Annotated in this window: 10 protein-coding genes; 7 read left to right on the top strand and 3 right to left on the bottom strand. The window is 65.6% G+C overall.

Annotated elements, in window-relative coordinates:
- The first annotated feature begins 17 nt into the window (after positions 1 to 17).
- A complete protein-coding gene (locus B1A78_RS01680) occupies positions 18 to 1,118 on the top strand; it encodes an NADH:flavin oxidoreductase/NADH oxidase (protein ID WP_077145315.1) in 1,101 nt (366 codons plus the stop codon).
- Between the two features lie 5 nt (positions 1,119 to 1,123).
- On the opposite strand, the gene B1A78_RS01675 is transcribed toward B1A78_RS01680, so the two are convergent.
- Positions 1,124 to 1,906 (bottom strand): SDR family NAD(P)-dependent oxidoreductase, encoded by a 783-nt coding sequence (locus B1A78_RS01675; RefSeq protein ID WP_077145314.1) that lies wholly within the window; start codon positions 1,904 to 1,906, stop codon positions 1,124 to 1,126.
- A 124-nt stretch (positions 1,907 to 2,030) separates the two neighbouring features.
- Between B1A78_RS01675 and B1A78_RS01670 the strand changes: the two genes are divergently transcribed.
- Positions 2,031 to 2,792, top strand: a complete 762-nt coding sequence (locus B1A78_RS01670; RefSeq protein WP_077145313.1) for a ThuA domain-containing protein — start codon at positions 2,031 to 2,033, stop codon at positions 2,790 to 2,792.
- On the opposite strand, the gene B1A78_RS01665 is transcribed toward B1A78_RS01670, so the two are convergent.
- Complete coding sequence (locus tag B1A78_RS01665; RefSeq protein WP_077145312.1) at positions 2,789 to 4,426, bottom strand: GMC family oxidoreductase; 1,638 nt, start codon at positions 4,424 to 4,426, stop codon at positions 2,789 to 2,791. The genes B1A78_RS01670 and B1A78_RS01665 overlap by 4 nt on opposite strands.
- A 123-nt stretch (positions 4,427 to 4,549) precedes the next feature.
- Between B1A78_RS01665 and B1A78_RS01660 the strand changes: the two genes are divergently transcribed.
- The 5 genes from B1A78_RS01660 (at position 4,550) to B1A78_RS01640 (ending at position 11,694) form a co-directional block, all read left to right on the top strand.
- On the top strand, positions 4,550 to 5,296 hold the full coding sequence (locus B1A78_RS01660; RefSeq protein ID WP_077145311.1) for a glucose 1-dehydrogenase: 747 nt from the start codon (positions 4,550 to 4,552) through the stop codon (positions 5,294 to 5,296).
- Positions 5,296 to 6,009 (top strand): SDR family NAD(P)-dependent oxidoreductase, encoded by a 714-nt coding sequence (locus B1A78_RS01655; RefSeq protein ID WP_077145310.1) that lies wholly within the window; start codon positions 5,296 to 5,298, stop codon positions 6,007 to 6,009. The genes B1A78_RS01660 and B1A78_RS01655 overlap by 1 nt, the downstream gene beginning before the upstream one ends.
- Before the next feature lie 139 nt (positions 6,010 to 6,148).
- Positions 6,149 to 8,542: a TonB-dependent receptor gene (locus B1A78_RS01650; protein WP_083733718.1), complete on the top strand. Its 2,394-nt coding sequence runs from the start codon at positions 6,149 to 6,151 to the stop codon at positions 8,540 to 8,542.
- A gap of 118 nt (positions 8,543 to 8,660) precedes the next feature.
- On the top strand, positions 8,661 to 10,118 hold the full coding sequence (locus tag B1A78_RS01645; protein ID WP_077145308.1) for a carotenoid oxygenase family protein: 1,458 nt from the start codon (positions 8,661 to 8,663) through the stop codon (positions 10,116 to 10,118).
- 13 nt (positions 10,119 to 10,131) lie between these two features.
- Complete coding sequence (locus B1A78_RS01640; protein WP_077145307.1) at positions 10,132 to 11,694, top strand: fatty acid--CoA ligase; 1,563 nt, start codon at positions 10,132 to 10,134, stop codon at positions 11,692 to 11,694.
- 133 nt (positions 11,695 to 11,827) lie between these two features.
- Here the strand turns inward: B1A78_RS01640 and B1A78_RS01635 are convergent, their stop codons facing one another.
- Positions 11,828 to 12,637, bottom strand: coding sequence for an SDR family NAD(P)-dependent oxidoreductase (locus B1A78_RS01635; RefSeq protein WP_077145306.1), 810 nt, complete (start codon positions 12,635 to 12,637; stop codon positions 11,828 to 11,830).

Genomic DNA, 12,637 nt, shown 5'->3' with positions numbered 1-12,637 from the left:
CGACCCAAGGAGGCATGATGGCACGCTTGTTCGAACCGATCGACGTCGGCGCAATGACCCTCGCCAACCGCATCGTGATTGCGCCGATGTGCCAATATTCGGCCGAAGACGGGCGGATGACCGACTGGCACCTGATGCACCTCGGCCAGCTCGCGATATCGGGCGCGGGCGCGCTGACGATCGAGGCGACGGCGGTGTCGCCCGAAGGCCGCATTTCCTACGCCGATGTCGGGCTTTACGACGATGCGACCGAGGCGGCGATGGCGCGCGTGCTGACGACGATCCGGTCATTTTCGGACATGCCGATCGCGATCCAGCTCGCCCACGCCGGCCGCAAGGCGAGCACGGCAAAGCCTTGGGACGGCGGCGGCCAGATCGCCCCCGATGCCGCGAACGGATGGCAGACCGTGGCACCGTCGGCGATCCCGTTCCTCGACAGCGAAAACCCGCCGGCTGCATTGGATGCGGCCGGACTCGACCGCATTCGCACCGCCTTCACCGACGCCGCCGCCCGCGCGGCGCGGCTTGGTATCGACGCGGTCCAGCTCCACGCCGCGCATGGCTATCTGCTCCACCAATTCCTGTCGCCGCTGTCGAACCGCCGCGACGATTCCTATGGCGGCAGCCTCGAAAACCGGATGCGCTTCCCGCTCGAGGTCTTCGATGCGGTGCGCGCGGCCTTCGCCGGGCCGGTCACCGTCCGCGTATCGGGAACCGATTGGGTCGATGGCGGCTGGACGATCGAGGAAACGGTCGCCTTCGCGCAGGCGCTCGAAGCGCGCGGCGGCGCGGGGATCAACGTGTCGAGCGGCGGGCTGCACCCGGCGCAGCAGATCGCGCTGTCACCGGGCTACCAGGTCCCGCTGGCGCGGCAGGTGAAACAAGCGGTCTCGATGCCGGTCATCGCGGTCGGCCTGATCACCGATGCGGCGCAGGCCGAAGCGATCGTCGCCGATGGCGATGCCGACGCGGTCGCGATCGCGCGCGCTGCGCTCTATGATCCGCGCTGGCCCTGGCACGCCGCCGCGGTACTCGGCGCGACGATCGCGGTGCCGTCGCAATATGAACGCAGTGAACCACGCGAGCATCGCGGCCTGTACCGGATCGAGCGGAGCTGAGGCCGTTAAACGCCCATCATGCCGGCGGTCGTCGCGCCGTCGATCACATAGTCGGCGCCCGAAATAAACGCCGCTTCGTCGCTGGCGAGGAAGGCGACCAGCGCGCTCACCTCATCGAGCTGCGCCATGCGCTTCATCGGCGCCATCCCCTCGAACGCCGCGCGCGCGGCGGCGGGATCGGGCGACCGGTCGATGACGCCGCGAATCATGTCGGTTTCGACCACGCCGGGCAGCACCGCGTTGACGCGGATTTTATATCCCTTGCCCGCGCAGTGGATCGCCGCCGACTTGACGAGCGCGACCACCGCCGCCTTGGTCACCGAATAGGCCGCATAATTGCCCATCGCGCGGTGCGCATTCATCGACGAATTGACGATGATCGATCCTGCCGGCCCGTCGGGATTGCGGGCCATCGCACGGATCGCATGCTGGACGGTCAGCATCACCCCGGTCTGGTTCACCCCGACAATATGGTTCCAGGCGTCGATGTCGATATCCTCGACGCTCGCATCGCCCGCTTCGGTCCCGGCATTGGCGAAGGCGATGTCGAGCCGGCCATATTCGGCCTCGATCTCGGCGGTCAGCGCGGGCCAGGCGGCGGCATCCTCGACCCTGTGGGTGCGAAAGACGGCGCCGGTGCCGGACTCGACCTTCGCGGCAGCCTCGGCGTTCGAGCCAGTGAAGATGACCTTCGCGCCCTCGCCCGCCAGCCGTGCCACCGCCGCCGCGCCGATCCCGCTCGTTCCGCCGGTCACCAAAGCGACCTTGCCTCGCAGTCGTTGCTGCATCGCGCCTCTCCTCTCGCCTGCCCTCTTGCCAGCTTCATGGGCATGGGGAACCTATCATTTGAGCAAGGTGACGCGGCGGGAGCGCCCCCGCATGATGGCACCATAATAGAGGAGAGGACCGACGATGAGCGACAGCGAACATCCGCCCCGCATCAACTGCGTGCTGATCTGCGGCGGCGTGTGGCACGACATGGATTTCGCGCGGCTCGAGCTCTTGAAGCTGCTGGCCGAGGACGAGCGCGTGCGCACGCGGGTGTTCGAGAATTACGACAATATCGACGCGATCGCCGCTGCCGACATCCTGATCACCTACACCTGCGACGTCACGCCGTCGCTGCCGGCGCAGGAAGCGCTCCGCGACTGGCTGGCGAAAGGCGGGCGCTGGTACGCCCTTCACGGCACCAACTCGATTCTGCGTCTACTCGACACCGGCCTGTGGAACGCCCCCCGCTGGGCGCCGCTGATGATGGACCTTCTGGGTTCGCAGTTCATCACGCACCCGGCGATCGAACCCTATACGGTTCGCGTCGTCGACCCCGATCATCAGCTCACCAAAGGCATCGAACCGTTCGAGACCACCGACGAACTCTATCACCTCGAAACACATGGCGACCTGCATGTGCTGCTCGACACCGAATGCACAGGCCCCGGCACCGGCTTCGTTGAAGCTGAAGATGCCCCCGGCACCTACCCCGTCTTCTACATCAAGCGGCATGGCGCAGGCGCAGTACTCTACCTCACCCTCGGCCATTGCCGGGGGCATTACGACCTGCAGCCAATGATGGACTGGTGGCCGACGGTCGACCGCTGCGCCTGGGACCTTCCGGTCTTTTACGACCTGCTGCGTCGCGGGATCGGCTGGATCAAGGAGCGCGAGGCGGCCTAGGCCACCGCCCGCAACCGCCGCCGGTCCTCGCGGATCAGCTCGGCCGCGCGCAGCGCCAGCGCCATCGCGGGCGCATTGGTGTTGCCCGTCACCGTTGACGGCATCACCGAGCAATCGACGACGCGCAGCCCCCCGACGCCGTTGACGCGCAGCCGCGCATCGGTGACCGCGCGATTGTCGCTGCCCATCCGGCAGGTCCCCACTCCGTGCAGCCCGCAGGTCGCGAGGCGGCGGAAGGCGGCGAGGATTTCGGCGTCGCTCTGCACCGCGGCGCCGGGCAGCAGTTCGCTTTCGACCAGATCGGCGAGCGCCGGCTGCGCCATGTAGCGGCGCATCGCGTGGACCGCCGCGATGGCGGTGCGCTCGTCCTCGCGCGTCGACAGCCAGTTGGGCTTGATATCGGCGGGGGCGTCGCTGCCCGGTCCGGTGATATGGATGCTTCCCTCGCTCGTCAGGCGGAGGAGCTGGCCATAGATGGTCATGCCGGGTTTGCGATCGATGCTGTTCAGCGGCACCGGGTGCTTTTCGTCGCCCAGCGCAAAGGTGTAGCCGCCGAGGTAGAGTTGCAGGTCGGGACGCAGGTCGCGGCTGGTGAGGTTGAGGAAGGCGCCGACCTCGAACGGCCCGGTCGCCATGATCCCGCCGCGCGTCAGCATATATTGCGCCATCGCGCGCATCAGTCCGACGCCGAAGAAGCTGCGGTTGCTGCCGACATCGCGCGACAGGCGGTGCGGCATCGAAAAGCCGAGATGCTCGCGCAGCCGCCCGCCGACGTCGGGCGCGTCGATCACGGGTTCGACCCCGGCCGCGCGCATCACATCGGCCGGCCCGATGCCCGAGCGCTGGAGCAGCAAGGGACTTTCCAGCGTCCCGCCCGCGACGATCACTTCGCCGTGACAGTGGAAACGTTGCGGCTGGCCCGCGACCTTCGCCTCGACCCCGGTCACCCGTCCGTTCTCGATCATCAGCCGCTCGGCCATCGCATGCGTCACGACATTCAGGTTCGGCCGCTTTTTCGCCCGTGCCAAAAAGGTCGTCGCCGCGCTCTCGCGCCGCCCGCGCCGGACATTGTGCGAATAGAAACCGACGCGATCGGACGTCGATCCGTTAAGGTCGTCGACCGGCTTCAGCCCCATCTCGACCCCCGCCTGCACCATCGTTTCGGCGAGCGGATAGCTGTGGATCTTGGGCGCCACCCCCACCGGGCCGCCCGCCCCGCGCATTTCGCTCGCGCCGAGGCCATGATCCTCAAGGCTGCGAAACGCCTCGGTCATCGCGTCGCCATTCCAGCCGGTGCAGCCGAGCCTTTCCCACTCGTCATAATCGGCGGGCTCGCCGCGGCTCCAGATCATGCCGTTGACCGCCGACGATCCGCCCAGCCCCTTGCCGCGGATCCACACCTCGCTGGGCGCCGCGCCGTCGCCGCGCGGCTGCGACACGCCATAGGCCCAGATATGGTCGGGGTTGGTGACGAGCTTCGCGACGCCCTTGGGGATCGCGACCCAGCGGCTGTCGTTGCGGCCGCCCGCCTCGAGCAACAGCACGCGGATCTGCGGATCGGCGCTCAATTGCTCGGCGACGACGCATCCCGCCGAACCTGCTCCCACGACGATATAGTCCCAGCTGTCCGTCATGCCGCCTCTCCTGTCCCGGCACGATGTGGAACCGACAGCGCGTCCGCCGCACCTAGCGCAATAACTAGTCCCCTCGCCCCGTCGCCGGCATGATAGTGCCGTAACAAAAAGAGGGAGGTCAGGATGGCAGGGCAAGGCCGCATCGCGGGCAAGATCGCGTTCGTCACCGGCGGCGCATCGGGGCTGGGGCTCGATATCGTCCGCCGCTTCGTTGCGGAGGGCGCGAGCGTCGTCATCGCCGACATCGACGTCGCAGCGGGCGAAGCGCTCGCCGCCGAACTCGGCCAGCGCTTCGTGAAGCTCGACGTGTCGGACGAAGGCGAATGGCTTGCCGCGCTCGGCACCTGCGACCGGATCGACATCCTCGTCAACAACGCCGGCATCACCACCATGGGGTCGATCGAGGACCTGACGCTTGAGGCCTTTCGCCACGAATTCGCCGTCGATGTCGACGGGGTATTCCTCGGCTGCAAGCATGTCATTCCGAAGATGAAGGACCATGGCGGTTCGGTGATCAACATGTCGTCGATGTGCGGCGTCCGCGCGCAGGCCGACCTCGCCGGCTATAATGCGGCCAAGGCGGCGGTCACCCACCTCACCAAGTCGGTCGCGCTTCATTACGCTGCCAAAGGCTATGGCATCCGCTGCAACTCTGTACATCCGGGTGCGATCCACACCGCGATGATCGACAAGGTAATGGCGCAGGTCGACAACCCCGAAGCGCTCTACGCCGGTTTCGTCGCCACGCATCCCGTCGGCAGGCTCGGCAGGCCCGAAGAGGTTTCGTCGATCGTCCTTTATCTCGCGTCCGACGAGTCCTCCTTCGCGACCGGAGCCGAGTTCCGGATCGATGGCGGCAGCTCGCTCTGATGGCGGAGCGCCTCGAAGACCGCGCCGCGCTCGTCACGGGTGCCGGATCGGGCATAGGCCTCGCCACCGCGAGGCGGCTGGCGGCCGACGGCGCGCGCGTCCTCACCACAGACCGCGCTGGCGATGTCGATATTCGCGCCGACGTGACCGAGCCGGGGATCAACGCCAAGCTGGTCGCGGAAGCCGAGGCCCGACTGGGCAAGCTCGACATCGTCGTCGCCTGCGCCGGCATCACCGGGATGCAGATGCTCGACGGCGCGAGCGACGAATTCTTCGATCAGATGATGGCGGTCAATGTCACCGCGGTGTTCCGGCTGATGCGCGATGCACTGCCTTTGCTCAAGGCCTCGCCGCACGGCCGGATCATCCTGATCGGTTCGGTGATGTCGAGCTTCGGCGAGGCGGGCATGGCCGCCTATAGCGCGTCGAAGCATGCGGTGCTGGGGATGACCAAATCGGTCGCGGCCGAGGTTGGCGCGTTCGGCATCACGGTCAATTGCATCCAACCCGGCGCCATCGCCACGCCGATGACCGCCCCCGCCTTTTCGGCGATGCCCGAGTTCCGGCAGCGCTGGATCGACAAGGCGTCGCTCGGTCGGCTCGGCGAGCCCGAAGACATCGCCGACGTCGCCGCCTTCCTCGCCAGTGACGACGCGCGTTTCATGTCCGGACACGGCCTGTTCGTCGATGGCGGCGCCACGCAGCGGCAATAGAATCTCCCAGATTCAAGGGCTTTTCTGCCGTTGTGCCACGCCTGATATTTTTGATGATTGTTCAAAATCGCCATTAAGCAGACCTTCCCTTTAACGTGACCGGCGAGCCTATGCGTCGGCACGAGAGGGAGGATTGACGATGACCACGCATGCCCGAATGCTGCCCGCCGTCTACGCGACCGTGTCGCTTGTCGCACTAGCCATTGCCACGCCGGCCTTCGCACAGGAGGCCCCGGTCGAAGACGAAAACAGCGGCGCGCTCCGCGAAATCGTCGTCACCGCGCAGAAGCGCGAGGAGAGCGTCCAGTCGATCCCGATCGCGGTCACCGCGCTCGACCAGACCGCGCTGGAATCGGCGACCATCGACGACATTCGCGACATCGCCGGCCGCGTCCCCAGCCTCGTCGTCGATTCGGTCGGCGCGGGTCCCAGCGCCGCCGCCATCTCGATCCGCGGCATCAGCTTCGAGGATATCGAAAAGAGCTTCGACCCCGCGGTCGGCGTCGTCGTCGACGGCGTGTTCATCGGCACCAACACCGGGCAATTGCTCGACAGCTTCGACCTCGAACGGCTCGAAGTGCTGCGCGGCCCGCAGGGGACGCTGTTCGGACGGAACACGATCGGCGGCGTCATCAACGTCACGCGCACCAAGCCGACCGACGATTTCGGCGTCCGCGGCCAGTTCGCCTACAGCAATTTCGACACCAAGCGCGGCCGCCTGGTCGTCAACACCGGCACGCTCGGCGGCTTCATCGCGCTCAAAGCCTTCGGCTATTATGACAAGACCGACGGTTATTACTTCAACGTCACCAAGAACAAGCGTGAAGGCGCCTATGAGACGCTGACCGGCGGCGTCACCGCGCTGATCACCCCCAGCGACGCGATCACCGCCCAGATCACCTATCAGCACAGCCGCGAGCGCGGCGAGACGATCGTCGCGCCGCTGTCCGAAACGGGCCGCGACATCATCTGTGCCGCCCCCGGCGCGCCCGGCTTCTCGCCGGTCGCGCAGTGCAACCGCTCGACCCAGCCCGCGCGCGGGCTGTACACGACGTACAGCAGCATCGACACGCCGGTGCGCAACGATGTCGACAGCATCACCGGCAATATCGACATCGAACTCAGCGACAATCTGACGCTGTCGTCGGTCACCGGTTACATCAAGAACAAGGAATCGGTGACGCAGGATTTCGACGCCAGTTCGGTCAATTTCTTCGAGACCAAACGCGACCAGAAATATCACCAGTTCAGCCAGGAACTGCGCCTGCTCGCCGATTTCGACATGGTCAACCTGCTCGTCGGCGGCTATTATTTCGACAGTGGCTACACGCTCGACCAGTCGACCAATTTCGGCGTCGTGCTCGGCCAGGGATCGACCGCCGTGCTGCGCCAATATGTCGAGCATGACGCACGCTCCTACGCGGGCTTCGCCGACGCGCAGATCAGCCTGTCGGACCAGTTCAAGATCTCGCTCGGCGCGCGCTACACCGACGACAAGAAGTCGATCTTCAACAACTACGGCCGCATCGGTGCGCTTGTCCGGATCACGCAGCCAACCTTCGACGGCCAGTCGTGCGTCGCGGTGACCGGCACCTTCAGCCCCGCTCCCGGCGTCGTCCTGCCGGTCTACTCGCCTGCCAATAACTGTTCGGGCAGCGACAGCTTCGGCAAGTTCACCTGGCGGGCCAACGCAGAATATACGATCGAGCCGGGCAAGCTCGTCTACGCCTCCTTCTCGCGTGGCTTCCGCTCGGGCGGTTTCAACGGCCGCGCGGCGTCGCCGACCTCGCTCGGGCCGTACCAGCCCGAAACGGTCGACGCCTATGAAGTCGGGCTGAAGGCCGACTGGCTCGACCGCACGCTGCGCACCAACCTCGCTTTCTATTACACCAAATATAACAACAAGCAGGAAGAGGTGGTGCAGCCGTCGCCCCCGGGGTCTTCGAGCCCGCAGGAAACGGTGGTTCGCAACGCATCGTCGGCTGACATCAAGGGCTTCGAGGCCGAAATCATCGCGCAGATGTCCGAGGAGTTCAGCTTCAACGCCTCGTTCAGCTACACCGACGCGCAGTATAACCGCTTCTTCAACGACATCGTCGGTCTGACCCCGGGCAGCGCCGCCGACGGCGTACCCGACGATGTGTCGACGCTGACGCTGCGCCGTGCGCCGAAATATCAATGGTCGGCGGGGCTGAACTACAGCAAGGAACTCGGCTCGGGCCGCATCGATGCCTCGACGCTGCTCCGCTACCAGAGCAAATATGTGACCTGCATCGCACCGAACCGCCCGGTGATCCCCGGCAATGTCGTCAACGACAACCGCTGCTTCACCGAGGATCGCGAAAATCTGTCGGCGCAGCTTGGCTACACGCATTTCCTCGGCGAAGGGCGCGAAGTCAGCCTGGCACTGTTCGGGCGCAACCTCACCAACCACAAGGGTCTGTCGTCGACCCTGCCGGTGGCCGGCCTCTTCACCTTCGGCGCGGCAGTCCAGCCGCGTACCTACGGCGTCGAGCTGGGCTTCAAATTCTGACGGCTGGCGCTCCCGCCACGGGCACGGCGGGAGCGTAAAGGGGGGCCCGAAGAGCACAAGGGGCGGCGCATTGCACCGCCCCTTGTTTGATGGATTAACCGACGATCGGAGGGATCAGATGACGCAGGCCTTTTTCGACCACCCCTATCTGTCGGGCCATCACCAGCCGGTGCGCTTCGAAGGCACCGCGCCCGACCTGATCGTCGAGGGCGAGATCCCCGCGGATCTCGTCGGCGTCTTTTACCGCAACGGCCCCGAGCCGCTCTATCCGACGCGCGAGGGCGAGTATCACTGGTTCGACGGCGACGGCATGGTCTATGCCTTCCACATCGAGGGCGGCCGCGCCTCGATGCTCAACCGTTGGGTGCGGACCGAGAAGTTCGAGATGGAGAAAGCCGCGGGCAAGCGCCTGTTCGGCATGTTCGGCAACCCGATGACCGCCGATCCGTCGGTGCAGGGCAAGCGCTACAACACCGCCAACACTAACATCATCGTCCATGGCGGCAAGCTGCTCGCGCTGATGGAGGGCGCACCGGCGGTCGAACTCGACCCGCGCACGCTCGAAACGCTGGGCGAGGAACATTATGGCGGGGCGATCACCACAACCTTCTCCGCCCACCCCAAGATCGACCATTATACCGGCGAGCTCGTCAACATCGGCATGGCGATCAACGGCCCGATGGGTGCCCCGCAATTGCGGTACGACGTGATCGCCGCCGATGGCAATGTGCGCAAGGCCGAGATCATCGACATGCCGCACAACGCATTGATGCACACATTCTTCCTGACCGAGAATTGGGTCGTCTTCCCCGTCATTCCGATCGACGCCGATCTCGGCCGGTTCATGAAGGGCGGCCCGATGACCGCCTGGGTAAACGGCCGCCCGACCAAATTCGGCGTGATGCCGCGCGAGGGATCGGCGAGCGACCTTCGCTGGTTCGACTATGAGCCACGCCATATGTTCCACGAACTCAATGTGTGGGAACAGGAAGGCAAGATCGTCGCCGACGTCGCCGCCGCGAATGGCACCGCGCTCTTCCCCGACGAAACCGGGGTCAGGAAGACGCACGGCGACACGCAGCAAAGTCTGCGTCGCTGGACAATCGATCCGGGCACCAATGGCAATGGGACGTGGATCAGGGAAGAGACGCTCAACGACCGCGACATCCAGTTCCCGCGTCCAGACGACCGTTTCATGACGCGCGCCTCGCGCCACAGCTTTGCGAACATCAACCTCAACAGCCGCGACGGCCGCGCCGAGGGGATGGATGGCGTGCTGCGCTTCGACACGGTGAGTGGCACGGAAGACTATTACCACTTCGGCAACGGCGCCTCGTGCGGCGAACTGATCTTTGCACCGAAGATGGGATCGGCCGGCGAAGGCGACGGTTATGCGATGACCCTCGTCCACCGCGCCGGAGCCGCGACGAGCGAGCTCGCGATCTTCGACGCGCTCGACATTGCGGCGGGCCCGGTCGCGACGATCCAAGTCCCCTTCCGCGTTCCGTCGGGATTCCATTGCAATTTCTATGCGGCGGACTCCATGCTCTACCGGCAGGCGCTAGGAGCAGCATAGGGAGAGAAGGCCGGTGAAGGTCGCAGCATTTGAACGTGTCGCCGACGTCGCGCGACGCAATGGTCAGGAACGTCCCGACAAGATCCTGTCCCATTTCGAAGGTCGCGCAACGACCTACGCAGAGTTCGATGAAAACAGCAATCGTGCGGCCAACGCCCTGATTTCATTTGGACTTAAACCCGACGGCCGCGTTGCCTATCTCGGCAAGAACAGCGACCTTTATTTCGAACTGGTGATGGCAGTCGCCAAAGCTGGCGGCGTGATGACGCCGGTCAACTGGCGGCTCGCAGTACCCGAGATCGCGTGGATCATCGACGATTGCGGCGCCCGCATCCTCTGCGTCGGACCCGAGTTCACCGAGCTAGTGGCGACGAACCGTACCGCCTTTCCCGGCGTCGAACATGTCGTCGCCGTCGAAGGCGATTACCAGGTCTGGCGCAACACCTTCCCCGCCACCGATCCCGACGTGCCGCGCGGCGAAAATCACGCGGTGATCCAGATGTACACCTCGGGCACCACCGGCAAGCCCAAGGGCGCGGTGCTCACCAACGGATCGGTGCTGCGCTCCAGGCTCGACCGCGATCCCGCGTTGCAGGCCGACTGGGAACGCTGGGACGAAGGCGACGTCGGCCTCGTCGCCATGCCTTGCTTCCACATCGGCGGCACCGGTTACGGCATCACCGTGATGACCAACGGTGCGACCGGCGTCATCACGCGCGAGTTCGATCCGGGCGGGGTGCTCGACCTGATCGAGGCCTATGGCATCTCGAAAATCTTCATGGTCCCGGCGGCGATGCAGATCATCGTCAATCAGCCGCGGGCGCGCGAGGTCGATTTCTCGCGCCTCCGCCACATCGCCTATGGCGCCTCGCCGATCCCGCTCGACCTGCTGCGCCAATGCATCGACGTGTTCCAGTGCGGCTTCGTCCAGATGTACGGCATGACCGAAACGTCGGGCACGATCGCCGCACTGCCGCCCGAGGATCACGACCCGGCGGGCAATGAACGGATGCGATCGGTCGGCAAGCCTTTGCGCGGGGTCGAGATGCAAGTGATCGACGCTGACGGCCACCCCCTGCCCCCGCGCGAAATCGGTGAAATTGCGATCCGCGCGCAGGCGAATATGCGCGAATATTGGGGCCGTCCCGAAGCGACCGCGGAAACGATCGACGGCGACGGCTGGCTGCGCACCGGCGACGCCGGCTACACCGACGAGGCCGGCTATTTCTACCTCCACGACCGGGTGAAGGACATGATCATCTCGGGCGGAGAGAATGTCTATCCGGCGGAGGTCGAGAATGCGATCTACGGCCACCCCGCCGTCGCCGACGTCGCCGTGGTCGGCGTTCCCGACGACAAATGGGGCGAGGCTGTGAAGGCGTGCGTCGTGCTGCGCGAGGGCCAGAGCGCCGAGGCAGGCGAGATCATCGGCTGGGCGCGCGAGCGGATCGCGGGCTATAAATGCCCGAAGTCGGTCGATTTCATCCCGGCGCTACCGCGCAATCCGTCGGGCAAGATTTTGCGACGCGAATTGCGGGCGCCCTATTGGGAAGGGCGCGAGCGGCAGATCAGCTAAAAAGATCCTCCCTGTGGCGAAGCCATGGGGAGGTGGCAGCGCGAAGCGCTGACAGAGGGGCTATGACGCTGCCCCTCCACCACTCGCTACGCGAGCGGTCCCCCTCCCCATCGCTGCGCGACAGGGAGGATTTTCATTTCTGCAACTTCGCCATCGCCGCGCCCACCGCCATAGCAATATCACCCTCCTGCGGGTTCCCCCGCAACGCCAGCCCGCCGTTCGGCTGCAGATTCTCGCCGGTCACGAACGCCTCATCGCTTGCGAGCCACAGGCATGCATTGGCGACATCCTGCGACGTGTTGAGCCGCCCGAGCGGATAGCGCGGCAGGAAGGCGTCGACCAACCCCGGCGTCGCGAACGCACCCTCGGTCATCGGCGACTCGGTAAAGGCCGGCGACACGATGTTCGCGCGTATCCCCGCGGCGCCGAAATCATTGGCTACGCAGCGGATCAGCGCCTCCGACCCTGTCTTGGTGCCGATATAGGCCGCATGATTGCTGATCGGCGAGCGCGTCGTCGCCGACGAAATCTGGATGATCGATCCGCCGGGCGGCTCGTTCGTCAACATCGCGCCGACGAACGCCTGCAGGAAATGATGAACCCCGGTGAACTGCAGCGCGACGATGGCGCTCAGCTCCTCCTCGGTTACATCGAGCAGCGGCTTGAGCAGCCCCCAGCCGCTCGCGTTCAGCGCGACGTCGACCCCGCCCATCTTTGCCTTCGCCGCATCGGCGAGCGCGAAGACCGACGCCTTGTCGGTGATGTCGCAGATCGCGGCATGGCCGCCGATCTCCCCCGCGAGCGCGTCCAACGGTTCTTGCTTGCGCCCCGCAACCATCACCGTCGCGCCCTCGCGCGCGAACAGTCGCGCGGTGACCTGCGCCATATTTCCCGTCGATGCCGCGCCAATGATGACGGCGCGCTTGCCGGCCAGCCTCCCCAT

It is taken from the genome of Sphingopyxis sp. KK2, assembly GCF_001990265.1.
Taxonomy (GTDB): Bacteria; Pseudomonadota; Alphaproteobacteria; order Sphingomonadales; family Sphingomonadaceae; genus Sphingopyxis.
This window is presented reverse-complemented; position numbering and strand designations above follow the sequence as displayed.